At 68.0% G+C, this 21,804-nt stretch carries 23 protein-coding genes; 14 read left to right on the plus strand and 9 right to left on the minus strand.

Annotated features, from left to right (window positions below; all coding sequences use genetic code 11):
* The first annotated feature begins 16 nt into the window (after positions 1-16).
* Positions 17-1,672 (plus strand): energy-dependent translational throttle protein EttA, encoded by a 1,656-nt coding sequence (gene ettA, locus ABS73_RS04580; RefSeq protein ID WP_277021324.1) that lies wholly within the window; start codon positions 17-19, stop codon positions 1,670-1,672.
* Positions 1,673-1,829: 157 nt separating this feature from the next.
* Positions 1,830-2,384, plus strand: a complete 555-nt coding sequence (locus ABS73_RS04585) for a hypothetical protein (protein ID WP_277021326.1) — start codon at positions 1,830-1,832, stop codon at positions 2,382-2,384.
* A 65-nt stretch (positions 2,385-2,449) separates the two neighbouring features.
* Here ABS73_RS04585 and ABS73_RS04590 read toward each other — a convergent pair whose 3' ends face one another.
* The 3 genes from ABS73_RS04590 to ABS73_RS04600 all read right to left on the minus strand — a co-directional run bounded on the left by ABS73_RS04590 (position 2,450) and on the right by ABS73_RS04600 (position 3,910).
* The gene (locus tag ABS73_RS04590) at positions 2,450-3,031 is read right to left on the minus strand and encodes an outer membrane protein (RefSeq protein ID WP_277021328.1); all 582 of its coding nucleotides are present in this window, start codon (positions 3,029-3,031) and stop codon (positions 2,450-2,452) included.
* A gap of 326 nt (positions 3,032-3,357) precedes the next feature.
* Positions 3,358-3,531 carry a hypothetical protein gene (locus tag ABS73_RS04595; protein WP_277021329.1) on the minus strand — a complete coding sequence of 58 codons (174 nt, stop codon included), beginning with the start codon at positions 3,529-3,531 and terminating at the stop codon, positions 3,358-3,360.
* A 70-nt stretch (positions 3,532-3,601) separates the two neighbouring features.
* Entirely contained in the window at positions 3,602-3,910 is a 309-nt protein-coding gene (locus ABS73_RS04600; RefSeq protein ID WP_277021331.1) for an HNH endonuclease family protein, read from the minus strand.
* Positions 3,911-4,006: 96 nt separating this feature from the next.
* Between ABS73_RS04600 and ABS73_RS04605 the strand changes: the two genes are divergently transcribed.
* Entirely contained in the window at positions 4,007-4,624 is a 618-nt protein-coding gene (locus ABS73_RS04605; RefSeq protein WP_277021333.1) for a DsbA family protein, read from the plus strand.
* On the opposite strand, the gene zapE is transcribed toward ABS73_RS04605, so the two are convergent.
* On the minus strand, positions 4,606-5,724 hold the full coding sequence (gene zapE, locus ABS73_RS04610; protein WP_277021335.1) for a cell division protein ZapE: 1,119 nt from the start codon (positions 5,722-5,724) through the stop codon (positions 4,606-4,608). The genes ABS73_RS04605 and zapE overlap by 19 nt on opposite strands.
* 132 nt (positions 5,725-5,856) lie before the next feature.
* Here zapE and ABS73_RS04615 point away from each other — a divergent pair, with 132 nt between their 5' ends.
* Together ABS73_RS04615 and ABS73_RS04620 are read left to right on the plus strand one after the other, a co-directional pair.
* Positions 5,857-6,465, plus strand: a complete 609-nt coding sequence (locus tag ABS73_RS04615; RefSeq protein WP_277021338.1) for a 5'-methylthioadenosine/S-adenosylhomocysteine nucleosidase — start codon at positions 5,857-5,859, stop codon at positions 6,463-6,465.
* A 69-nt stretch (positions 6,466-6,534) separates the two neighbouring features.
* A complete protein-coding gene (locus ABS73_RS04620) occupies positions 6,535-8,334 on the plus strand; it encodes an ABC transporter transmembrane domain-containing protein (protein WP_277021341.1) in 1,800 nt (599 codons plus the stop codon).
* On the opposite strand, the gene ABS73_RS04625 is transcribed toward ABS73_RS04620, so the two are convergent.
* Together ABS73_RS04625 and ABS73_RS04630 are read right to left on the minus strand one after the other, a co-directional pair.
* Positions 8,331-8,804 carry a CAP domain-containing protein gene (locus ABS73_RS04625; RefSeq protein ID WP_277021342.1) on the minus strand — a complete coding sequence of 158 codons (474 nt, stop codon included), beginning with the start codon at positions 8,802-8,804 and terminating at the stop codon, positions 8,331-8,333. The genes ABS73_RS04620 and ABS73_RS04625 overlap by 4 nt on opposite strands.
* A gap of 69 nt (positions 8,805-8,873) precedes the next feature.
* The gene (locus ABS73_RS04630; RefSeq protein ID WP_277021345.1) at positions 8,874-9,413 is read right to left on the minus strand and encodes a CAP domain-containing protein; all 540 of its coding nucleotides are present in this window, start codon (positions 9,411-9,413) and stop codon (positions 8,874-8,876) included.
* A 159-nt stretch (positions 9,414-9,572) separates the two neighbouring features.
* Here ABS73_RS04630 and lysM point away from each other — a divergent pair, with 159 nt between their 5' ends.
* Together lysM and ABS73_RS04640 are read left to right on the plus strand one after the other, a co-directional pair.
* Positions 9,573-10,046 (plus strand): peptidoglycan-binding protein LysM, encoded by a 474-nt coding sequence (gene lysM, locus ABS73_RS04635; protein ID WP_277021348.1) that lies wholly within the window; start codon positions 9,573-9,575, stop codon positions 10,044-10,046.
* Positions 10,047-10,190: 144 nt separating this feature from the next.
* Complete coding sequence (locus ABS73_RS04640; protein ID WP_277021351.1) at positions 10,191-12,074, plus strand: acyl-CoA synthetase; 1,884 nt, start codon at positions 10,191-10,193, stop codon at positions 12,072-12,074.
* A gap of 15 nt (positions 12,075-12,089) precedes the next feature.
* On the opposite strand, the gene ABS73_RS04645 is transcribed toward ABS73_RS04640, so the two are convergent.
* The 3 genes from ABS73_RS04645 to accD are packed head-to-tail and all read right to left on the minus strand — an operon-like array spanning position 12,090 to position 14,749.
* Complete coding sequence (locus ABS73_RS04645) at positions 12,090-12,455, minus strand: DUF983 domain-containing protein (RefSeq protein ID WP_277021354.1); 366 nt, start codon at positions 12,453-12,455, stop codon at positions 12,090-12,092.
* Positions 12,456-12,514: 59 nt separating this feature from the next.
* Positions 12,515-13,783, minus strand: a complete 1,269-nt coding sequence (locus ABS73_RS04650) for a bifunctional folylpolyglutamate synthase/dihydrofolate synthase (protein WP_277021356.1) — start codon at positions 13,781-13,783, stop codon at positions 12,515-12,517.
* A 60-nt stretch (positions 13,784-13,843) separates the two neighbouring features.
* A complete protein-coding gene (gene accD / locus ABS73_RS04655; RefSeq protein ID WP_136857149.1) occupies positions 13,844-14,749 on the minus strand; it encodes an acetyl-CoA carboxylase, carboxyltransferase subunit beta in 906 nt (301 codons plus the stop codon).
* A gap of 79 nt (positions 14,750-14,828) precedes the next feature.
* Between accD and cls the strand changes: the two genes are divergently transcribed.
* The 7 genes from cls to ABS73_RS04690 all read left to right on the plus strand — a co-directional run bounded on the left by cls (position 14,829) and on the right by ABS73_RS04690 (position 21,778).
* Positions 14,829-16,265, plus strand: a complete 1,437-nt coding sequence (gene cls / locus ABS73_RS04660; protein ID WP_277021359.1) for a cardiolipin synthase — start codon at positions 14,829-14,831, stop codon at positions 16,263-16,265.
* Positions 16,266-16,295: 30 nt separating this feature from the next.
* On the plus strand, positions 16,296-16,592 hold the full coding sequence (locus ABS73_RS04665) for a 4a-hydroxytetrahydrobiopterin dehydratase (protein ID WP_277021361.1): 297 nt from the start codon (positions 16,296-16,298) through the stop codon (positions 16,590-16,592).
* Between the two features lie 166 nt (positions 16,593-16,758).
* Positions 16,759-17,544: a DUF6478 family protein gene (locus tag ABS73_RS04670; protein WP_277021364.1), complete on the plus strand. Its 786-nt coding sequence runs from the start codon at positions 16,759-16,761 to the stop codon at positions 17,542-17,544.
* A gap of 10 nt (positions 17,545-17,554) precedes the next feature.
* On the plus strand, positions 17,555-17,950 hold the full coding sequence (locus ABS73_RS04675; RefSeq protein ID WP_277021366.1) for a hypothetical protein: 396 nt from the start codon (positions 17,555-17,557) through the stop codon (positions 17,948-17,950).
* Positions 17,951-18,053: 103 nt separating this feature from the next.
* Complete coding sequence (nspC, locus tag ABS73_RS04680) at positions 18,054-19,151, plus strand: carboxynorspermidine decarboxylase (protein WP_277021369.1); 1,098 nt, start codon at positions 18,054-18,056, stop codon at positions 19,149-19,151.
* A 36-nt stretch (positions 19,152-19,187) separates the two neighbouring features.
* Positions 19,188-20,414 (plus strand): saccharopine dehydrogenase family protein, encoded by a 1,227-nt coding sequence (locus tag ABS73_RS04685; protein WP_277021372.1) that lies wholly within the window; start codon positions 19,188-19,190, stop codon positions 20,412-20,414.
* Positions 20,415-20,539: 125 nt separating this feature from the next.
* Positions 20,540-21,778 carry an AI-2E family transporter gene (locus ABS73_RS04690; protein ID WP_277021375.1) on the plus strand — a complete coding sequence of 413 codons (1,239 nt, stop codon included), beginning with the start codon at positions 20,540-20,542 and terminating at the stop codon, positions 21,776-21,778.
* Positions 21,779-21,804 lie beyond the last annotated feature (26 nt).

The raw sequence follows: 21,804 nt of genomic DNA on the forward strand, positions 1-21,804 counted from the left end.
TTCACAGGAGTTTCCGATGGCGTCCTATCAGTTCGTATACCACATGGACGGCGTGTCCAAAACCTATCCCGGCGGCAAGAAGGTGTTCGAGAACATCAAGCTGAACTTTCTGCCGGGCGTCAAGATCGGCGTCGTCGGCGTCAACGGATCGGGCAAATCCAGCCTGATGCGCGTGATGGCCGGCATCGACAAGGATTTCACCGGCGAGGCCTGGGCCGCCAAGGGCGCGACCGTGGGCTATCTGCCGCAGGAGCCGCAGCTGGACGAATCCCTGGACGTGCGCGGCAACGTGATGCTGGGCGTCGCGGCCAAGCAGGCCAAGCTGGACCGCTATAACCAGCTGGCGATGAACTATTCGGATGAGACCGCCGAGGAGATGTCGGCCCTGCAGGACCAGATCGACGCCGAGAACCTGTGGGACCTGGACAGCCAGGTCGATGTCGCGATGGAGGCCCTGCGCTGCCCGCCCGACGACGCCGATGTCAGCACCCTGTCGGGCGGCGAACGCCGCCGGGTGGCGCTGTGCAAGCTGCTGCTTGAGGCGCCGGACATGCTGCTCTTGGACGAACCGACCAACCACCTGGACGCGGAAACCATCGCCTGGCTGCAAAAGCACCTGATCGAATACAAGGGCACGATCCTGACCGTGACCCACGACCGTTATTTCCTGGACGACATCACCACCTGGATCCTGGAGCTGGAGCGCGGCCGCGGCATCCCGCATGAGGGCAACTATTCGTCCTGGCTGGAGGCCAAGGCCAAGCGCGTCGCTCAGGAGGCCCGCGAGGACAAGTCCAAGCAGAAGGTCCTGGAAAAGGAACTGGAATGGATCCGCGCCGGTGCCAAGGCCCGTCAGGCCAAGCAGAAGGCCCGCGTCAACGCCTATAACGAGATGGCCAACAAGACCGAGAAAGAGCGCATCACCAGCGCCCAGATCATCATCCCGAACGGCGAACGCCTGGGCGGCAAGGTGATCGAGGTCACCGGCCTGAAAAAGGCCATGGGCGACAAGCTGCTGATCGAGAACCTGGACTTCATCATCCCCCCCGGCGGCATCGTCGGCGTGATCGGTCCGAACGGCGCGGGCAAGTCGACCCTGTTCCGCATGCTGACCGGCCAGGAGCAGCCCGACGAGGGCACGATCACCCTGGGCGACACGGTGCAGCTGTCCTATGTCGACCAGTCGCGCGACGCGCTGGGCGATGACAAGAACGTCTGGGAGGAGATCAGCGGCGGCGCCGAGCTGATCGCGCTGGGCGATGCGACGATGAACAGCCGCGCCTATTGCAGCGCTTTCAATTTCAAGGGCAGCGACCAGCAGAAGAAGGTCGGCACCCTGTCGGGCGGTGAACGCAACCGCGTCCACATGGCGAAACTGCTGAAATCGGGCGGCAACGTGCTGCTGCTGGACGAACCGACCAACGACCTGGACGTGGAGACCCTGCAGGCACTGGAGGCGGCGCTGGACGACTTTGCGGGCTGCGCGGTGATCATCAGCCACGACCGCTTTTTCCTGGACCGTCTGTGCACGCACATTCTGGCCTTCGAGGGCGATGCCCATGTCGAATGGTTCGAAGGCAACTTCGAGGCCTATGAGCAGGACAAGATCCGCCGTCTGGGCCCGGATTCGGTCAACCCCAAGCGCGTGAAATACAAGAAGTTCACGCGCTGATCGCATGATCCCGCTGCGCCCGGTGCGCAGCGGGAAATCCGATGCTGGCCTGTTCTGGTCGGGGGGGCCTTTCCTGAAAGCTTTAGGGACAGGGTGCGTTGACGCATTCGTGAATTGTCCGTAATCCGAATTTCCACCTGTGTTTCGGATTATGGCAATGAAAATTAGGTCTTTTTTTACGACTTCCGTTCTGGCGGCGCTGGTGGCCGGTGCGTCATTGGCGCAGGATGCGGCGTTGCCCGACGCGGCGCCAACCCTACGCACGACGCTCTATGTCGCATCGGGATCGGCGCGGGCCGACGGTCCGTTCGAGAATGACGACACGCCCTTTGCGATCGGCATCATGGCCCAGGCACCCGACAGCCGACTGATCTTCGGCGCGGATCTGGGGCGCGAGGGAACGTTCCTCGATTCGACCTGGCGACAGAGCGAGGCCATCAAGCAGGGCACCTCGGTGAACCTGCTTGTCGGGGGGAACCTGCTGGATGCAGGCCCGTGGAAGGCAGATGCCGCTGCGCTGCTGGGGGTTCGGACGGCCTCCGCGGATTGCGCGGATTCCTATCTGGGCTATCAATGCTATGCCGATACCCCGCCCAGCACCGAATACGAGGCGAACTTCGGCGCGCTGGTGACGGTGAGCTATTCGCGCATGGCCCTGGGCATCCGCGCGACCGGCGAAAGCACCCAGATCGTCGCGGGCCTGCGGTTCTGACAGTGCGGCGCCCATGAAAAAAGCGGCCCCTGGGGGGCCGCTTTCGGTCGGTGGTTCGGCAGGGATCAGAAGCGGAACGAGGCGCGCAGCTGGATCATGTCGGTGTCCAGGTCGGCGCCGGACACGTCCAGCACGTCGTCAAAGTCCTGGCGGGTGTATTCCGCGCCGACCACGAAACGCTCGGTCACCTTGAAGTCGGCGCCCAGGCCATAGGTCACGGCCGTCTCGGACAGATCGCCGCCGTCGATATGCGCGGCGCCCAGGCTGACATAGGGCATGAAGCGGCCCAGGTCGTAGCCGGCGCGGCCGCGCAGGCGGACCAGGTCGGCATTGTCGCTGTTGTCCAGGTTGATGCGGTTATAGTCCAGCTCTCCGCCCAGGACGAACTGGCCGAAGTCGCGGTTGTAACCGGCATGCAGACCATAGGCGTCGAAGTCGTCCGACACGGACTCGCCGCCGAAGGACAGCTCGGCATCGCCCTGGCCGTACTGCAGACCGGCATAGAAGCCCGTCCAGTCCGACACCGGGGTGACGACCGGCGCCACGACCGGGGCGGGCGCGCTCTCGACCACGGGGGCGACATAGCCTCCGGCATGGGCGGCACCCGACACGAGAACGGCGGCGACGGCGGCGGGAATGAATTTCATCTTGGATCTCCAGATCAGCGGTTGTCCGTCTGATCTAGGGCAGGGGCCCGGCGGGTGAAACCGACTGAACCTGTCTGTCTGATCCGTCGTGTCGCAGGGGCAACCACGGCGCCGTGAGCGGATGTGAGCATGCCGCCACGGTCATTCGCGCAGGGCCCGCCCGGGCAGGCGCGGGGCGATGCGGCCCCGATCACGGCATGCGCCGAACGCAGGCATCGCCCGCCCGGCGGTGCGAAAAATCCGTGCACCGGGGGTTGCCGGGGTGCCGCGCATGCGGCCCGGTCCGCGGCGTCCGTGGCGCGATTACAAGGGCTTGGCCGTTGCGCTCAGGACATGACCTGCCGGGCCCCGCCGCAGCGGGTGCGGGTCGCGGGCGTCACCGTCGCGGGCGGCGCGACGCTGTCCGGGGCGGCGATGACGGGCGGCGCGGCGGGGGTCTGCTGTGCCAGGGCGGGCAGCGGCGACAGCGCCAGGGCAAGGGCGGCGATCAGGCGGGGCATGGGATCTCCTTTCCGATGGACCCAAACAGGGTGCGCCCGAATCGCCCGGGGACCAAACGGAAACTGCGCCTCAGCGGGTCTTGCCGGAAAAACCGGGCGGCCTGCGGGCGATCCAGGCCCAGAAGGGGGCAAGGTCGGGATGGGCGCGCAGCGCCTCGACGGTGTTGACGCTGCGAGCCAGCTCGGTCTCGCGCAGGGTCTTGTGGATCGTCTTGTGGCAGATGTGGTGCAGAAGGACCGTGGGCCCGCCCTTGCCGCCGCGCAGCTTGGGGATCAGGTGATGGCGGCTTTGCGGGACATCCGCCGGAATGGGCCGCAGGCACAGGGGGCAGACGGGGTCCGGCCCCTCGACGTCCTCGCGCAGGGGGGCTGACGCCATCGTGACCAGAGGGTCGTGGTATCGCGGTTTACGCATATGTCGGCCTCGCGTTACGCCATGGGGCATCTGACCCCAGCCCCGCCGAAAGGACAAGCCATGCCGACCCGCCGCACCCTCCTGGCCTCGGCCGCAGCCTTCGCAGCCCTGCCGGCCCTGGCGCAGCAGCGCGACAACCCCATGCCCGAGGACATGCGCCGCGCGCTGGAGCGCGAGCCGACCGCCCCGGTCCTGGGCAACCCCCAGGGCAACATCACGCTGACCGAATTCTTTGATTACAACTGTCCGCATTGCAAGACGATGCTGCCGCTGATGTCAGAGCTTGTCCGGTCGGACCCGCAGCTGCGCGTCGTCTATCGCGAATGGCCGGTCTTTGGTCCGGGTTCGGAATTCGCCGCCCGCGCGTCGCTGGCCACGCTGCCCATGGGGCAATACTGGCGGTTCCACGCGGGACTGCTGTCCATGCGCAGCCGCGCCGAGCCCGCGACCGTCATGCGGGTCGCCCGCGACCTGGGCCTGGACGAGGCCGATCTGCGCCGCCGCATGGACGCCCCCGAGATCGAGCGCCACATCACCATGAGCCACCTGCTGGCCGATCACATGGGGCTGATGGGCACGCCGACCTTCATCTGCGGGGACGAGGCGACCTTTGGCGCGATGACGCTGGAGGAGCTGCGCGCGCTGGTCGCGCGGGGCCGTCAGACGATGGGCGTCTGAGGGTCGTCCTCGCGCAGGCCCCAGGCCGCGTCCTGCATCTCGCGCAGGCGGGAGGCGGTGCGTTCGAACTCAAAGCTGCCCTCGCCTTCGTTATACAGCTGTTCGGGCTGGTCGGCGCCGCTGGCGATCAGCCGCACCCGCGCCTCATAAAGCGCGTCGATCAACGTCACGAACCGCTTGGCCTCGTTGTAGTTCGAGGCCGACAGGCGCGGCACCCCGTCGATCAGCAGCACATCGACCGCCCGCGCCACCGCCAGGTAATCGGCCGGGCCCAGGGGCTTGCCGCACAGATCCCAGAACCCCGACCGCGCCACGCGCCCGACATGGGCGGGCAGGGTGACCGCACGCCCCTGCACCTGCAGCGTCAGGGGCGTGGGCGTGGCGCCCCCGGTCAATTCGTCCCAGGCCGCGTCCAGCGCCGCGCGGGCCTGGGCATCGGCGGGCGCGAACCAGACCGGGCCGCCCTGACGGTTCTGACGATAGTCGGTCTGGCTGTCCAGGCAGGTCACCTCCATCCGCTCGCGGATCAGCGCGATGAAGGGCAGGAACAGCTGCCGGTTCAGGCCATGCTTGTACAGATCCTCAGGCACGCGGTTCGAGGTCGTGACAACCGTCACCCCCTGGTCGAACAGCACCTGGAACAGCCGCCCCACGATCATCGCATCGGCGATGTCGGTGATCTGCATCTCGTCAAAGCACAAAAGGCGGGTCTGCGCGGCCACGGCCTCGGCCACGGGGCGGACGGTGTCCTGTTCGCCCCGGCCCCGGGCGGCGTGCAGACCGGCCTGAATTTCCTGCATGAATTCGTGGAAATGCACACGCCTGCAGGGGATGTCGCCCGCCGCATCGGCCATCAGGTCCATCAGCATGGATTTCCCGCGTCCCACGCCGCCCCACAGATACAGGCCCTTGACCACCGGCGCGGGGTCCGGGCTGCCTACGCCCAGAAACGCCCGCCAGGCCGATTTGCGCGGCGCGGGGGCCGCGGCCATCTGGTCCAGCACGCGGTCCATCTGCGGCAGGATCGCTTGCTGCGCGGGGTCCGCCCGCAGCGCGCCCGACGCGACGCGCTGGTGATAGAGATCGGTGACCCGGCCCATGGCATGCCTCTTTTCGCGTGACCGCCGCACCCCTGCCACAGCGCCCCCCGCCGCCGCAAGGGGGCTGCGCCCTTGACCGGCCCCGCGCGCCCGTGCCACCCCGGACCCGTCCCCCAGCACCTTGAGGTTGCGATGTCCGACCCCTCCGTCCTTTATGTCATGGCCGCCGAGCCGGAATACGGCCCCGCGCTTCGCGCCCGCATCACGCCGCTGATCACCGGCATCGGCCCGATCGAGGCCGCCGTCCAGCTGACCGCCGCGCTGGCCGCGATGGCCGAGCGCCCCCGCCTGATCGTGTCGCTGGGATCGGCCGGGTCGGCGCGGCTGGCCCAGACCCAGGTCTATCAGGTGGGCGCCGTCGCCTGGCGCGACATGGATGCCAGCGCGCTGGGGTTCGCGCGCGGCTGCACGCCGCTGCTGGATCTGCCGCGGGTGGTCCCGCTGCCGCACCGCATTCCCGGCCTGCCGGTGGCCAGCCTGTCGACCGGCGCCAACATCGTCAGCGGCCCCGCCTATACCGCGATCGAGGAGGACATGGTCGACATGGAGACTTTCGCCCATCTGCGCGCGGCGCAGCATTTCGGCATTCCCCTGATCGGCCTGCGCGGCATTTCCGATGGCGCCGAAGATCTGCGCGGCCTGTCCGACTGGACGCAATACCTGGAGGTGATCGACGGCCGGCTGGCCCAGGCCGTGGACCTTCTGCGGGACGCGCTGGCCGGGGGCGCGCTGAGGCTGTGACAGGGCGCGCGCTTGTCCTTGGGGCGGCGGACCCCTAAACCGGGGCGGCAACACAAAGTGGCAGGACCCATGGCACGCGGCGCAAGCAATCTGGAAGACCGGCCCACCAGCCGACGGGTGGGGGCGCTGAGCGCGCTGTGGCCCTTTGTGCGGCCCTATCGCTTGCAGATGCTGCTGGCGCTGGTGGCGCTGGTGGTGACTTCGGGGATCAGCCTGATCCTGCCGCTGGCCGCGCGCCGCGTGGTCGACAATTTCGACGACGGCGCGGGGCTCTTGGACCAGTATTTCGGCGCCGCGCTGCTGATCGTGGCGGCGCTGGCCCTGGGCACGGCGGCGCGGTATTTCTTTGTCACGCGGCTGGGCGAGCGGGTCGTGGCCGATATCCGCAAGGCCGTCTATGCCCGCGTCATCACCCTGTCGCCCGCCTTCTTCGAACGGGTGATGACCGGAGAGATCCTGTCGCGCATCACCACCGACACCACGCTGATCCAATCGGTGGTGGGGTCGTCGCTGTCCATTGCGCTGCGCAACATGCTGATCCTGGCGGGGGGGCTGGCGATGCTGGCCTGGACCTCGGTCAAGCTGATGGGGCTGGTGCTGCTGATCGTGCCCGCCATCCTGATCCCGATCATCGTGCTGGGCCGCCGCCTGCGCAGCCTGTCGCGCGCCAACCAGGACTGGATCGCGGCGTCATCCGGCACCGCATCCGAGACGCTGCTGGCCGCCCAGACCATCCAGGCTTATACCGCCGAGGCGCGCAGCATGGCGCGGTTCGACGACGTGACCGAACAATCCTATCGCGTCGCCCGCACCCGCATTGGCACCCGGGCGGTGATGACCGCCATCGTGATCTTCCTGATCTTCGGCGGGGTGATCGGGGTTCTGTGGGTGGGCGCGCGCGACGTGCAGAACGGGGTGATGACGGCGGGGCAGCTGGTCCAGTTCGTGATCTACGCCATCCTGGTCGCCAGCGCCGCCGGCGCCCTCTCTGAGATCTGGGGAGAGCTGCAGCGTGCGGCAGGCGCCACCGAACGCCTGGCCGAGCTGCTGTCGGCCCAGGACACGTTGACCGACCCTCCGATGCCCGTGCCCCTGCCGGCGCCGCTGCGCGGTCAGATCGGGTTTCACGGGGTGGGGTTCAATTTCCCGTCGCGCCCCGATGTCCCGGCCCTGCACGGCTTCGACCTGACCATCCGGCCGGGCGAGACCGTGGCGCTGGTCGGCCCGTCAGGCGCGGGCAAGACCACCGTGATCCAGCTGATCCAGCGGTTCTGGGACCCGCAATCGGGGCAGGTCACGCTGGACGGGATCGATCTGCGCGATCTGGCGCGGGTCGATCTGCGCAGCCGCATCGCCCTGGTGCCGCAGGACCCGGTGATCTTTGCCGCATCGGCGGCCGAGAACATCCGCCTGGGGCGGCCCGACGCCTCTGACGCGCAGGTGCAGGCGGCGGCGCGGGCGGCCCATGCGCATGACTTCATCGCGGCGCTGCCGCAGGGCTATGACACGGCCCTGGGCGAACGCGGCGTGATGCTGTCGGGCGGTCAGCGCCAGCGCGTGGCCATTGCCCGCGCGATCCTGCGCGACGCGCCGATCCTGTTGCTAGACGAGGCGACCAGCGCGCTGGACGCGGAATCGGAATCGCTGGTCCAGGCCGCCGTCAGCCGCCTGGCCGAGGGGCGCACCACCGTCGTCGTGGCGCACCGGCTGGCGACGGTGAAAAAGGCCGACCGCATCATCGTGCTGGATCAGGGTCGCATCGTCGCCACCGGCAGCCACGATCAACTGGTCGCACAGGGCGGGCTTTATGCGCGGCTGGCGCGGATGCAGTTCACCGACGGTCCAGGCCAGATCGCCGCCAGCGCCTAACGCGGCGCCGCCAGCACCAGCGCCCAATAGGGCTGTCCGTTCGTGCCAACTGCCTGACCGATGCCGATATGCCGGACCCGGCGGTGCAGCAGGTTGGCGCGATGCCCCTGCGAGCTGGCCCATGCGGCCAGCGCGCTGCTGGCATCGGCCTGGCCCGCGGCGATGTTCTCGGCCGCCAGGGCCGTCGGATAGCCCGCCGCGCGGGTCCGCGCGGACAGGCCGCCGCCGCCCTCATGGCTCAGCCGGCCGCGGCGGGCCATGTCGCAGGCCTGCCGCGCCGCCGCCTGCGTCAGGGCCGGATCGGCCCCCACCGCCGCCAGCCCGGCCTGCGCCCGCATCCGGGTGATCGCCACGGCCATCGCCTGGCTGTCCGCGACCGAGGGCTCAGAGCAGCGCGGCGCCCCCCAGGCCATGGGGGCGGTCAGCATCATCGCGGCAAGCGCCGCGAGGCAGGAACGTGTCGGGGTCATGGCAGGCCCTTTTCTGAACGGTTTTGTGCAGGCTAATACCCGGGCCGGGTCTGTGGCAACCCCCTGCGCTCAGCGCGGGGCGGCATAGACCGCCGCCCAATAGACGGTCCGCCCATCCTCGGCCAGAGCCTGTCCCACCCCGAAATCGCGCACCTGCGGCAGCAGGATGTTGTCCAGATGACCCGGCGATGCCGTCCATTCCGACAGCACCCGGTTCAACGAGAACGGACCCGCCGCGATGTTCTCGGCCGCGATGCTGGGCTGATAGCCGGTCTGCTTCAGCCGCATGGAGGGACCGGTGGTGGTCGAACCCAGATGTGTCATGCGCCCGCGCAGCGCCATGTCGCAGGCATGCTGCGCCGCCACGCGCGCCAGCTGCGGATCGGCCTGGACGGGGGGCAGGCCCGCGCGCGCCCGGGCGCGGTTGGTGGCCTGCGCGCCGGCCGCGTTATGGGCGGCGGCGGTCGCCACGCAGGTGGCCTGACCGGGCGGGCCGACCTGAACGGCATAGGGGTCCTTGGCCGTGGGCGCCACCGGTTGGGGCGCGCAGCCCGCCACGACCGCTGCGGCCAGCGCCAGGCAGCCTGCTGATCGAACAATAAGACGCATCCGGACCCCTTATCCTGCGAAAATCGCGTGTCAGGTCTTATACCCGGCAGCGGTTAACAAGCGGTTTCGACCGACCGCGTCCTCGGGTCGCGCTTTCGGCGGAACCGCGCCGGGGCGGCGGTTGTTCGGCAGTCAGGACATCACAAGGACGATCACATCATGGCCATCTGGGATTTCGTGAAGGATGCGGGCAAGTCGGTTTTCGGCAAGGCCGAGGCCGCGACCCCCGCCACCGCTGCGGCGCCTGCCCCCGCGCAGGACGACACGCAGCGCAAGGTCGCGGCCCTCAAGGCCGAGCTGCGCGCGCTGAACCTGGACGGGGATGACGTGCATCTGCGCCTGCGCGGCGACACGGTGATCGTGGAATCCAAGGGCGCGGACCGCGAGGTTCTGGAAAAGCTGATCCTTGCCCTGGGCAATATCGAGGGCATCGCCAAGGTCGAGGCCGACCTGCCCGCGGGCGCCCCGGAACCGGTGTTCCACACGGTCAAGAAGGGCCAGACCCTGTCCGCCATCGCCAAGGAGCATCTGGGCGACGCGAACAAGTATGCCGCCATCTTCGAGGCCAACCGCCCCATGCTGAGCGACCCCGACAAGATCTATCCCGGTCAGGTGCTGCGCATCCCATCCTGACCCGTGACGCCGCGTCCCGCCTTTGGGTGACGCGGCGTTTTCACGCAGGCGTGCCGGGTCGGGACTTGCCCCCTTTGCCCATATCGGACCATCCTGTCCGGCAGGGAGGGGCTGCATCTGCGGCCCGGCAAGCAGGGGGACCAGATGGGCAAGTTCGGCAGCTATGAGGATCGCGATCGGGTCGAAGGCGAATGCGGCTATGACGCGCGCGACCTGCCGTTGACGATCTATGATTTCGTGGCGCGCACGGCGCAACGCTTTCCGCAGCGGCCCGCGATCTCGTTCCAGCTGCTGTCGGGGGCCAAGGATCCGTCCGTCACGCTGACCTGGTCCGAACTGCTGGAGCGGGTGACCGAAACCGCGAACCTGTTCCGCAGCCTGGGCGTGGGTCCGACCGACACGGTCGCCTATCTGCTGCCCAACAGCATCGAGACGCCGGTCGTCCTGCTGGCGGGCGCAACCGCGGGCATCGTGAACCCGATCAACCCGCTGCTGGACGCGACCCAGATCGCCGGCATCCTGCGCGAGACGAATGCCAAGGTGCTGGTGACGCTGAAGGCCTTTCCCAAGACCGACGTGGCCCAGAAGGCCGCCGAGGCCGTGGCCCAGGCCCCGGGCGTCACCCATGTGATCGAGATCGACCTGAACCGCCATCTGCGCGGCATCAAGCGTTACATCGTGCCGCTGATCCGGCCCAAGGTGAAGGTGACCTACAAGGCCAAGGTCCTGAACTTCGAGGCCGCGACCAGCGCCCGGAAGCACACCGCCCTGGATTTCGACGACCCCAAGCAGGATCGCGTCGCCGCCTATTTCCACACCGGCGGCACCACCGGCACGCCCAAGGTCGCGCAGCACAAATACAGCGGCATGATCTATAACGGCTGGCTGGGCGGCACGCTGCTGTTCGATGAGACCGACGTGCTGATGTGCCCGCTGCCGATGTTCCACGTCTTTGCGGCCTATCCGGTGCTGATGTCCTGCATCGCGTCGGGCGCGCATGTGGTGATGCCCACGCCCGCCGGATACCGGGGCGACGGGGTGTTTGACAATTTCTGGAAGCTGATCGAACGCTGGCAGGCGACCTTCCTGATCACCGTGCCGACCGCCATCGCCGCGCTGATGCAGCGCCCGGTGAATGCCGATGTCAGCAGTCTCAAGACCGCCATTTCCGGTTCCGCGCCGCTGCCGATCGAGCTGTACAACCGCTTCAAGGCGGCGACCGGGGTCGAGATCGCCGAAGGGTACGGGCTGACCGAGGCGACCTGCCTGGTCAGCTGCAACCCGGTGAACGGTCTGAAGAAGGTCGGATCGGTCGGCATTCCGCTGCCCTATACGCATGTGCGCATCCTGAATCACGGTGATGCGGGGCGGGTGCATGAATGCCCGGTCGACGTCGTCGGAGAGATCTGCGTGGCGAACCCCGGCGTCTTCCCCGGCTCGACCTATACCGAGGCCGACAAGAACCATAAGCTGTTTGCCGATGACCGCTATCTGCGCACGGGCGATCTGGGGCGGATCGACGCCGACGGCTATCTTTGGATCACGGGCCGCGCCAAGGATCTGATCATCCGCGGCGGCCACAACATCGACCCCGCCGAGATCGAGGAGGGGCTGCTGTCCCACCCGGCGGTGTCCTTTGTCGGCGCGATCGGCCAGCCCGACGCCTTTGCCGGCGAGCTGCCCTGCGCTTATGTCGAGCTGGTGGCGGGCGCGGATGTGTCGGTCAAGGAACTGGCCGAGCATGCCAAGAGCCACATCCACGAACGCGCGGCCATCCCCAAGCATATCGAGATCCTGGCCGAGCTGCCCAAGACCGCCGTGGGCAAGATCTTCAAGCCCGACCTGCGCAAGCTGGCGATCACCCGCGTTTATGACGAGGCGCTGGAGGGGACCGGCGCCCGCGTCGCCGATGTGCGCGAGGACAAGAAGCGCGGCCTGGTCGCCCATCTGTCCCGCGAGGGGCGCGTGGACGAGGATCAGGTCCGCACCCGTCTGGGTCAGTTCACCACGCCCTGGGACTGGGCATAGCGCGGGCGGGGCGTCTCAGGCGCCCCGGTCCTGTTCGTCCTTGGCCCAGAGATAGCCGATGAAGGCCCCCTTGATCAGCCGCAGCAGGATCAGGGTCAGGGCCGTCATCACGAAACCGGTGATGGCCAGCAGCATCAGCGGTTCGGGGCGCCAGATGCCCCAGACCAGCCCCAACAGCGGGATCAGCACCAGCAGCATGATGGTCATGGTGAAGAACGCCGGCCCGTCCGCCGCCGGATAGCGGCCAAGGGGCGCGTCGCAATGCGCGCAGACCGGGTTCAGCGTCAGATAGCCCTGCATCAGCTGGCCCTCTCCGCAGGCGGGGCAGCGGTTGGCCAGACCGCGCATGATGGCGTCGCGGCTGTCTCGGGGTTGGGTCATCGGGCCTCGCATGGGTTGGGCAGGGGGAACGGTCGAACCCCCGCCAGGGTTGCACCGGGTCAGCCGTTGTCCCGCAGGACGCGACCGGCCAGATACAGCGATCCGCAGATCAGGATGCGCGCGCCCGGTTCGGACGCGGCGATGGTGGCGACCGCCTGAGCGGCATCCGCGGCGATGCGCGTGGCGATGCCCACCGATTGCGCCGCCTGCGCGGTGTCGGTGGCGGGCAGGGTGTTCGGCTCTCCGGGGATGTCGATGGCGGTCAGGCTGGCGGCATGGGCGGCCAGCGGGCGCAGATAGCCGGCGATGTCCTTGGTGTTCAGCATGCCGCAGACCAGATGCGTGGGTCGCGCGGGCAGGGTGTCCAGCGTCGCGGCCAAAGCCAGCCCGCCCGCCGGATTGTGGCCGCCGTCCAGCCACACCTCCGCTCCCTGGGCCAGATCGACCAGCGGGCCATGGCGCAGGCGCTGCATCCGGGCGGGCCATTCGGCGCGGGTGACGGCGGCATGGGCCTGGGCGTCGGTCGCGCCAAGCGCGCGCAGCGTGGCTAGCGCGGTGCCGGCGTTCTGGATCTGATGCGGCCCGGTCAGATTGGGGCGCGGCAGGTCCCACAGGCCGTGATCGTCCTGAAAGATCATCCCGTCGCGTTCCGCCTGGACCATCCAGTGCTGGCCATGCGCGATGATGGGCGCCGACAGGCCCATGGCGCGCGCCTCGATCACCTGCAGGGCGTCGTCCTGCTGGGGGCCGATGATGACGGGCACGCGGGGCTTGATGATGCCGGCCTTTTCGGCGGCGATCAGGGGCAGGGTTTCGCCCAGATACTGGGTGTGGTCGATCGAGACGGGGGTGATGACCGTCAGGCGCGGCGCGTCGATGACGTTCGTGGCGTCCAGCCTGCCGCCCAGGCCGACCTCCAGCAGGGTGTAATCGGCGGGGGTGCGCGCAAAGGCCAGGAAGGCGGCGGCGGTCGTGATCTCGAAGAAGGTGATGGGCTGGCCGTCATTGGCGGCCTCGACCCGGGCCAGCAGGTCGGCCAGGGCGTCGTCGGCGATCAGGCTGCCGGCAAGGCGGATGCGTTCGCGGAACTGCGCCAGATGCGGCGAGGTATAGGCATGGACGCGCGCGCCCCCGGCCTCCAGCCCCGCGCGGATCATGGCCTGAGTGCTGCCTTTGCCGTTGGTGCCGGCGATGTGGATCACCGGCGGGATGGCGCGTTCGGGATGACCCAAGGCCGCCAGCAGGCGATGCATGCGGTCCAGCGACAGGTCGATGACCTTGGGGTGCAGCGCCATGAGACGGGCCAGGATCGTGTCGGATGTGGTCATGTCACGCCATCTCCGGGGGCCAGCCCCCGGACCCCCGGGATATTTGGATGAAGAAGAAGCCTATTCCGCCGGGGCCGGGATGGTCTCGGGGGAGGGCAGGTCGGCGCGGGTGGGGGCGGGCAGGCCGCCCAGCATCCGCAGGATCGAGATCAGCTCGTCGCGCAGGCGGCCGCGATGGGTCACCCGGTCCAGCATGCCGTGTTCCAGCAGGTATTCGGCGCGCTGGAAGCCTTCGGGCAGCTTTTCGCGGATGGTCTGTTCGATGACGCGCGGGCCCGCGAAGCAGATCAGCGCATTGGGTTCGGCGATCTGGATGTCGCCCAGCATCGCATAGCTGGCGGTGACGCCGCCCGTGGTCGGGTGGGTCAGCACGACGATATAGGGAACGCCCGCCTCCTTGAGCATCTGGACCGCGACCGTGGTGCGGGGCATCTGCATCAGGGACAGGATCCCCTCCTGCATGCGGGCGCCACCGGCGGCCGAGAACAGGACCAGCGGCTTTTTCACCTTCACCGCGCGTTCGGCGGCGGCGATGATGGCATTGCCCACATACATGCCCATGGACCCGCCCATGAAGCTGAAGTCCTGGCCCACGGCGATGACCGGGGTGCGGCCGATCTCTCCCTCGGCGACCAGCATGGCCTCTTTCTCGCCGGTGGATTTCTGGGCGGCTTTCATGCGGTCGGGGTATTTCTTCTGGTCGCGGAACTGCAGCGGATCGGTGATCGGCTCGGGGACCTTGACCTCGACGAAGGCGCCGCCGTCGAACAGCGCGCCAAAGCGGTCGCGCGGGGTGATCGCCATGTGGTGGTCGCAGTTCGTGCAGACGTTCAGGTTGTCCGACAGCTCGCGATGGAACAGCATCGTCCCGCATTCGGGGCATTTGGTCCACAGGTTCTCGGGGACTTCGCGCCGCGAGAAGAGGGAGTTGATGCGCGGGCGGACGTAGTTCGTGATCCAGTTCATCGCGAATGGCCTTGGCTGTTTCAGGCCTCCAGATAGGCCGCGACGCGGGGAATTGCAATTGCCGGGGGCGCGGCGGATGATGCGCGCCATGTGGGCGACGCTGTTCTTTCTGACGCATACGACCGTGTCGCTGGTGATCATCGCCCGCGTGCTGCTGCGTCCGCGGGTCGAGCCGTCGGTCCGGCTGGTCTGGATCATGGTGATCGAGGCCGTGCCGCTGGTGGGCATCGCCGCCTATCTGCTGTTCGGCGAGATCCGCATGAACCAGGCGGAGGTGCAGCGCATGGCCGACGTGCGTGACCGCCTGACCGGGCTGAAGACCGAGGTGCCCGCCGTCCGCACCCATCCCGACGACCCGGCGGGCCCGGTTATTGCGGCCAATGCGGCCGTGGGCGGCATGCAGGCGGTGGACGGCAACCGCCTGGACCTGCTGGAGGAGGGCGACGGCGCCATCGACCGGCTGGTCGAGGCCATCGACGCGGCCCGCGATCACGTCCACGTGCTGTTCTACATCTGGCTGGCCGATGCCAGCGGCACCAAGATCGCCGATGCCCTGTGCCGGGCCGAGGCGCGCGGCGTGCAATGCCGGGTGATCGTCGACGCACTGGGCTCGCGCGGGCTGGTGCGGTCGCCGCTGTGGGACCGGATGGCGCAGGCGGGCGTGGAATGCGTGACGGCCTTTCCCTGGGGCCTGCCCTTCATCAGCATCCTGTTCCAGCGGCTGGACCTGCGCAATCACCGCAAGATCCTGGTGATCGACAATGCCGTGGCCTTTACCGGCAGCCGCAACTGCGCGGACATGGCCTTTGCGGTCAAGGCGCGCTTTGGCCCCTGGGTCGACATCCTGGTCCGCATCGAAGGGCCCGCCGTGCGCCAGCTGCAGGCGGTCTTTCTGGGCGACTGGATGAGCTATACCGGGCGCGATCTGGGGCCGATGCTGCAACCGGTCGATCCGGTGGCCGATCCGGGCATGGCCACGCAGGTGGTGGCCACAGGCCCGGACCTGCGCGCGGGCAGCGTGTCGGACTGTCTGTCGGCGATGCTGCATGCGGCGCGCGACCGGGTGGTCATCACCACGCCCTATTACGTGCCAGACGCGGCGCTGGATGCGGCGATCCAGGCGGCGGCGCGGCGCGGCGTGCAGGTCACGATGATCCTGCCCGCCAGGAATGACAGCCTGATCGTGGCCGCGACCAGCCAGGGGTTCTATTACGGGCTGCTGGCCGCGGGGGTGCGGCTGATGCTGTTCCAGGACGGGCTGCTGCATTCCAAGATCCTGACCGTGGACGGGCGCATGGCCATGATCGGCAGCGCGAACCTGGACCGCCGCAGCTTTGAGCTGAACTATGAGGTGAACATGGCGGTGTTCGACCCCGATTTCGTGCGGGTGCTGGATGACCGCCAGGCCAGCTATGCCGACCGCGCCCGGCCCGTCACCCTGGAGGAGGTCCGCGCCTGGAGCGCGTGGCGGCGGCTGCGCAACAATCTGCTGGCGCTGGCCTCTCCGTTGCTGTGATGATGGGGGCCAGCATACCGGAGAGGCCCCATGATCGAACGCACCCCGCTGGACACCGACGACACTACCCGCGCGCTGGAGGGGCTGGCGGGCTGGTCCCTGACGCAGGAGGGGCGCGCCATCACCCGCCGCTTTGACTTCAAGGGCTTTGCCCGCGCGGTCGAGATGGCGAACCTGGCCGCCTGGCTGGGCAACCGCCATGACCATCACCCCGACATCGCCTTTGGCTGGGGCTATTGCGCGGTGACGTTTACCACCCATGACGCGGGCGGGCTGACCCGGGCCGATATCGACTGTGCGGCGCGGCTGAACGCGCTGGTCGCGTAACCAGTTGCGCGGCGACAGGGTTGTTCCGTGCGGCGTCCCGGTTTATCCCCGGACCGGTGTTGTAACAGGTTTGGCCGTATGACGAATCGTCGCTTTTCCACGACGACCTTCGGGATGAGTCCGCGTCACGGCAGGCCTGCCCCGGTCCGGGTCGAGGGGCGCATCCATGTCCCGGCTTGAGCAGGGGTGGCTGTCGCGCCGCCTTCGCGCCCGCGTCACACGACAGTGGCAGCGCCTGATGGCCACGACGCTGCGCGGTACCGGCCCCGTCCGCCAGGACCTGCGGGACGAGGCGCGCGCCCTGCACCAGGTCCTGTCGCGGCTGTTGCAGGCCGCCGATGCCCGCGCGATGGGTGGCCGCGATTCCCTGTCGCGGATCGAGCTGCCCGCCGGCACCGACTGGCGCTGGCGTCCGCAGGTGCTGCGCGCGCGCCATCCCGACCCGGCGCTGATCGCACCCCCCGACGGCAAGTGGCTGTCCGAGGAGATCGCGCTGTTCCACGACTGCCCCGAGCGCGCGCTGATCCTGCGCCAGCTGCGCAACCGCCGCGCCACCGACCTGTCGGAATACGGGCTGGCGCTGGAGGTCATGGGCTTTGCCGGCAGCTTCCTGTCATTCTCGCTGACGCTGCCGCCCGATGCGCTGGCCGATCTGGGCGGGCATCACATCGTCCGGTTGGACGCGACGCTGCAGGCCGAACGCCCCATCACCGTCTATGCCCGGCTGAACGTCCAGCAGGGTCCCAACACGGAAAACCTGCTGCGCAAGATGGGCGACCCGATTCAGGGCCGCCATTGTGACCGCATCGTCGAATTCGACCTGGGCTATTCCCAGCTGTCGTCCCGGACCGTGGACAAGGTCTGGCTGGACCTGATCTTCGAGGCGCCCTTCATGAACGCGGTCGTGTTGCGCGACGTGATCCTGTCCCGCCACCCCCGCGCCCAGATCTGAGGAGACCGCCATGCCGCATTTCGACAATTACGGGCTGAAGGGCGGGACGTGGCGCGGTCGCCTGACCGGCATGGACCATGCCCCCGCCCGCGTCGTGCTGGTCCAGCATGCCGAGGTGCTGGCCCAAGCCCGCCTGACCGCCGATGGCGATGCCGCCTGGCTGGTCGAGGTCGACCTGCCACCCGAGGTTCTGTCGGACGGGTTGCAGACCTTGCTGCTGAAGGCCGATGACGGGGCCGAGGGTCAGGACAGCCGCCCCGAGGGCCACCTGCTGGCGCGTCTGCCGGTGTTGGCGGGGCGCCCGCTGGACGACGACCTGACCACCGAGATCGCGACCCTGCGCGCCGAACTGGAGCTGGTCAAGCGCGAGCTGCGCCGCTTTGCCGTCGAGACGCGCGGGGCCTGATCGCGCGTCACCGGGCTGTCATGGTTCCTTGCGAAAAGCGGGGGGCGTGTCTATATCGCGGCTTCGCGCCGCCCCCCTCCCGCTGTCCGAAAGAAGGTTTCCCATGACGCTGCAGACGCCGCATTATCTGATCGACATGGCCCGTCTGCGCGCGAACATGGAAAAGGTCGCCCATCTGCGCGAGGCGTCGGGGGCCAAGGCGCTGTTGGCGTTGAAATGCTTTGCCACCTGGTCGGTGTTCGACCTGATGCGCGATTACATGGACGGCACCACGTCGTCGTCGCTCTATGAGCTGCGACTGGGGCATGAGACCTTCGGCAAAGAGACCCATGCCTATTCCGTGGCCTGGGCCGATCACGAGATCGACGAGGCCGTGTCCTATGCCGACAAGATCATCTTCAACAGCCTGTCGCAGCTGGACCGCTTTGGCGCCAAGGCGGCGGGCATCGCCACCGGCCTGCGGCTGAACCCGCGCTTTTCCACCAGCGGGTTCGATCTGGCCGACCCGGCGCGGCCCTTCTCGCGTCTGGGTGAGGGGCAGGTCGAGCGTCTGGAATCCGCGCTGGACCGCATCAGCGGCGTGATGATCCATTACAATTGCGAGAACGGCGATTTCGACCTGTTCGACCGTCAGCTGACCCGCATCGAGGACGAGTTCGGCGCGATCCTGCACCGGCTGGACTGGGTGTCCCTGGGTGGCGGCATCCATTTCACCGGCGAGGGCTATCCGCTGGACCGCCTGGCCGACCGCCTGAAGGCCTTCCAGGACCGGTTCGGCGTGCAGGCCTATCTGGAACCCGGAGAGGCCAGCATCACCAACACCACCACGCTGGAGGTCAGCGTCCTGGACATCATCGACACCGGCAAGCCCGTGGCGATCGTGGACAGCTCGACCGAGGCGCATATGCTGGACCTGCTGATCTATCGCCAGGACGCCCGCCTGCCGCAGGAAGGCGACCACCGCTATCAGATCGCGGGCAAGACCTGCCTGGCCGGCGACATCTTCGGAGAGGCGGGCTTTGACCGGCCCCTGCAGATCGGCGACCGGGTCAGCATCCAGGATGCGGCGGGCTATACCATGGTCAAGAAGAACTGGTTCAACGGCGTCGCCATGCCCTCGATCGCGATCCGCGACGAGGACGGGACGATCCGCACCGTCCGCAGCTTCGGCTATGACGAATTCAAAGGCAGCCTGTCGTAAGGGCCACCCATCCTCTGCCACCTGAAGGAGACAGAATTGGCGAAGAAGAACGTGCTCATCATCGGTGCGGGCGGCGTGGCGCAGGTCACCGCCCACAAGGTCGCGCAATGGGCGGCCGAATTCGGCGACCTGCATATCGCGAACCGGACCCAGTCCAAGGCCGATGACATCATCCAGTCCTTGCGCGACAAGGGCCACGACATGCCCTTCGCCAGCCACGCGCTGGACGCGATGGACGCGGACGCGGTCGAGGCGCTGATCCGCAAGGTCGAGGCGGGCATCGTCATCAACGTGGGCACGGCCTTCATCAACATGACCGTCCTTGAGGGCTGCATCCGCGCGGGCGCCGCCTATATCGACACGGCCATCCACGAGGACCCCTCCAAGGTCTGCGAGACGCCGCCCTGGTACGGCAATTACGAGTGGAAGCGCCGCGAGGACGTGGCCGCCGCGGGCATCACCGCCATCCTGGGTGCGGGCTTTGACCCCGGCGTCGTGAACGCCTATGCGCGCCTGGCCGAGGATGAGTATTTCGACCGGGTCGACAGCATTGACATCGTGGACATCAACGCCGGATCGCACGGCCGCTGGTTCGCCACGAATTTCGACCCCGAGATCAATTTCCGCGAATTCACCGGTACGGTCTATTCCTGGCAAAAGGGCGCCTGGCAAGAGAACCGCATGTTCGAGGTCGGCCGAGAATGGGACCTGCCCGTGGTGGGCAAGCGCACCGCCTATCTGTCCGGCCATGATGAGGTCCACAGCCTGGCCGCCCGCTATCCGGATGCCGACGTGCGGTTCTGGATGGGCTTTGGCGAGCATTACATCAACGTCTTCACCGTCCTGCAGAAGCTGGGCCTGCTGTCCGAACAGCCGGTGACGCTGGCCGATGGCACCGATGTCGTGCCGCTGAAGGTGGTCAAGGCCGTGCTGCCCGACCCGGCCAGCCTGGCCCCCGATTACGAGGGCAAGACCTGCATCGGCGATCTGGTGCGCGGCACCCGCGACGGCAAAGAGGCCGAGGTGTTCATCTACAACGTCGCCGACCACAAGGAAGCGTTCGAGGAGGTCGGCAGCCAGGGCATCAGCTATACTGCGGGCGTGCCGCCGGTCGCCGCCGCGATCCTGATCGCGCGCGGTCCCTGGGACGCCAAGAAGATGGCCAATGTCGAGGATCTGCCCGCCCGTCCCTTCCTGGAACTGCTGGGCCAGATGGGTCTGCCGACCCGCGTCATCGATGCCGAGGGCGACCACGCGCTGTGACCCGCGCGCCCTGATCGGCGTGCTTGGACGGCGGCCCGGAACATCCGGGCCGCCGTTTGCGTTTGCGCAGCACATGGGCGCCCGATGCGTTGGGGAACGCGGCGCCGTCATCGGGGGATATCCACATGCAGAGTCCTGAGGGGCAGTCTTTTCCGCGTTTCTCGCAGCGTTCGGACAGCAAGGTCCCGGTGCTGGCCAATTGGGCGGTCATCGGCATCTTCCTGATCCTGGGCTTTTCGGCTGTCGCGGCGGGGCGCGATTTCCTGATGCCCGTGACCATGGCCATGCTGCTGTTCTTCGTCTTCACGCCGCTCAGGCGACTGGCGCAGCGGCGCGGCATTCCCGATGCGGCGACCGCCGCGGGGATCACCCTGTCGATCCTGCTGGTGGTGGGGGTCATCGCCTATGCCGCCAGCGGTCCCCTCAGCCGGGCGATGACGAACATGCCGGTCATCAGCGCCCAGCTGGAGCAGAAATTCGATAATGTCCGCGAAAGCCTGTCGGACCTGCGCGACGCCGCGCGCCAGATCGACGAGGCCCAAGGCGGCGGCTCGGGTGACGACCCCCGCCCCGCCATCCGCGTGGAACAGGACGGAGAGACCACCCTGGGCATGGTCATGACGATGGCGCCCCTGCTGGTGGCGCAGGTCATGTTCACGCTGATCCTGCTGTTCTTCCTGATCGCGTCGGGCGATCTGATGTATCTCAAGATCGTGCAGAGCTTTGACCGGATGCGCGACAAGCGCGGCGCCTATCTGGCCCTGCGGCAGATCGAGGATTCCCTGGGCAACTATCTGGGTGCCATCGCGATCATCAATGCGGGACTGGGTCTGGCCATCGGTCTGGCGATGTGGGCCTGGGGCATGCCCGGCGCGCTGCTGTTCGGGATCGGGGCATTCGTTCTGAACTTCATCCCCTATCTGGGGGCGATCACGGGGGTGGTCATCTCGGCCATCGTGGCGCTGGTGGTGATGCCGGGGCTGTTCTGGCCGGCGATGGTCGCGCTGACCTATCTGGGTCTGACCTCGCTGGAGGGGCAGATCATCACGCCCTATTTCGTGTCGCGCCGGTTGCAGATGAACACGGTCGTCGTGTTCCTGGGCGTCGCGCTGTGGGCCTGGCTGTGGTCGGTGATCGGCATGATCATTGCGGTGCCGGTGCTGGTCGTGCTGCGCGTGCTGGCCGATCACATTCCGGGTTGGGAAAAGTTCGGCAACTTTCTGGCGGGAGACGAGCCTCCGGCCCTGACGGACGAGGATGAGGAAGAGGCCCGCGAACTGGTCGAGGCCGGGGCCGAGGCCGAGGACGGTGCCGCCGCCCGTGTCGCCACGGCCCAGGTGGTCGCCGCCGCCCAGGACGACTGAGAACCGGGGCGATCCTGTCGCCCCGG

This window comes from Paracoccus sp. SCN 68-21, assembly GCF_001724535.1.
Classification (GTDB): domain Bacteria; phylum Pseudomonadota; class Alphaproteobacteria; order Rhodobacterales; family Rhodobacteraceae; genus Paracoccus; species Paracoccus hibiscisoli.

Coding starts and splice junctions, on each gene's coding strand:
- ABS73_RS04585 (WP_277021326.1), top strand. CDS start 1,830: ATGAAAATTAGGTCTTTTTTTACGACTTCCGTTCTGGCGGCGCTGGTG.
- cls (WP_277021359.1), top strand. CDS start 14,829: ATGCGCGCCATGTGGGCGACGCTGTTCTTTCTGACGCATACGACCGTG.
- lysM (WP_277021348.1), top strand. CDS start 9,573: ATGGCCATCTGGGATTTCGTGAAGGATGCGGGCAAGTCGGTTTTCGGC.
- ABS73_RS04620 (WP_277021341.1), top strand. CDS start 6,535: ATGGCACGCGGCGCAAGCAATCTGGAAGACCGGCCCACCAGCCGACGG.
- nspC (WP_277021369.1), top strand. CDS start 18,054: ATGACGCTGCAGACGCCGCATTATCTGATCGACATGGCCCGTCTGCGC.
- ABS73_RS04630 (WP_277021345.1), bottom strand. CDS start 9,413: ATGCGTCTTATTGTTCGATCAGCAGGCTGCCTGGCGCTGGCCGCAGCG.
- ABS73_RS04650 (WP_277021356.1), bottom strand. CDS start 13,783: ATGACCACATCCGACACGATCCTGGCCCGTCTCATGGCGCTGCACCCC.
- ABS73_RS04600 (WP_277021331.1), bottom strand. CDS start 3,910: ATGGCGTCAGCCCCCCTGCGCGAGGACGTCGAGGGGCCGGACCCCGTC.
- ABS73_RS04640 (WP_277021351.1), top strand. CDS start 10,191: ATGGGCAAGTTCGGCAGCTATGAGGATCGCGATCGGGTCGAAGGCGAA.
- ABS73_RS04665 (WP_277021361.1), top strand. CDS start 16,296: ATGATCGAACGCACCCCGCTGGACACCGACGACACTACCCGCGCGCTG.
- ettA (WP_277021324.1), top strand. CDS start 17: ATGGCGTCCTATCAGTTCGTATACCACATGGACGGCGTGTCCAAAACC.
- zapE (WP_277021335.1), bottom strand. CDS start 5,724: ATGGGCCGGGTCACCGATCTCTATCACCAGCGCGTCGCGTCGGGCGCG.
- ABS73_RS04615 (WP_277021338.1), top strand. CDS start 5,857: ATGTCCGACCCCTCCGTCCTTTATGTCATGGCCGCCGAGCCGGAATAC.
- ABS73_RS04605 (WP_277021333.1), top strand. CDS start 4,007: ATGCCGACCCGCCGCACCCTCCTGGCCTCGGCCGCAGCCTTCGCAGCC.
- ABS73_RS04670 (WP_277021364.1), top strand. CDS start 16,759: ATGTCCCGGCTTGAGCAGGGGTGGCTGTCGCGCCGCCTTCGCGCCCGC.
- ABS73_RS04690 (WP_277021375.1), top strand. CDS start 20,540: ATGCAGAGTCCTGAGGGGCAGTCTTTTCCGCGTTTCTCGCAGCGTTCG.
- ABS73_RS04675 (WP_277021366.1), top strand. CDS start 17,555: ATGCCGCATTTCGACAATTACGGGCTGAAGGGCGGGACGTGGCGCGGT.
- accD (WP_136857149.1), bottom strand. CDS start 14,749: ATGAACTGGATCACGAACTACGTCCGCCCGCGCATCAACTCCCTCTTC.
- ABS73_RS04595 (WP_277021329.1), bottom strand. CDS start 3,531: ATGCCCCGCCTGATCGCCGCCCTTGCCCTGGCGCTGTCGCCGCTGCCC.
- ABS73_RS04625 (WP_277021342.1), bottom strand. CDS start 8,804: ATGACCCCGACACGTTCCTGCCTCGCGGCGCTTGCCGCGATGATGCTG.
- ABS73_RS04590 (WP_277021328.1), bottom strand. CDS start 3,031: ATGAAATTCATTCCCGCCGCCGTCGCCGCCGTTCTCGTGTCGGGTGCC.
- ABS73_RS04645 (WP_277021354.1), bottom strand. CDS start 12,455: ATGACCCAACCCCGAGACAGCCGCGACGCCATCATGCGCGGTCTGGCC.